Below are 506 nucleotides of genomic sequence, written 5' to 3' on the forward strand. Positions count from 1 at the left end.
GAGCGGAATAAGGCAAGTGCCATTAAGCAGAGAAACAATACAGGCATTTCAACGGGTTATGAAGAAACACCCAAAGGCAGAACCATTTGTGATAGACGGACGGAGCAATTTCCTATTTGTCAATCATAAAGGCAAGCCCAAAGTTGCGATTGATTACAACGCCTTATTTGTCCGTATGATAAAGAAATACAACAAGCACCACAAGGACAATCCCTTGCCACATATCACACCGCATACGCTACGCCATACATTCTGCACAAGGCTGGCAAGCAAGAACATGAACCCAAAAGATTTACAGTATATCATGGGGCATTCAAACATCAGTATCACAATGAACTGGTATGCTCATGCGTCCATAGATACCGCAAAATCAGAGGTTCAGCGTCTAATCGCATAAAAGTATTTACCACGATTTTAACCACGTTTGATAGAGAAAATATAGGAAGATAGACCTAGATATGTGAGGTTTACCACAAAAGCAAAATGCCCGTAGAGCCGATAAAATA

At 41.1% G+C, this 506-nt stretch carries 1 protein-coding gene; it reads left to right on the top strand.

The features are described 5' to 3' along the window. On the top strand, positions 1-397 hold a 397-nt coding region (locus tag PG418_RS00205), incomplete at its 5' end, for a tyrosine-type recombinase/integrase (RefSeq protein WP_498836898.1). Positions 398-506: the final 109 nt, after the last annotated feature.

Source organism: Bariatricus sp. TF06-38A, assembly GCF_027690675.1.
Taxonomy (GTDB): Bacteria; Bacillota; Clostridia; order Lachnospirales; family Lachnospiraceae; genus Allocoprococcus; species Allocoprococcus comes.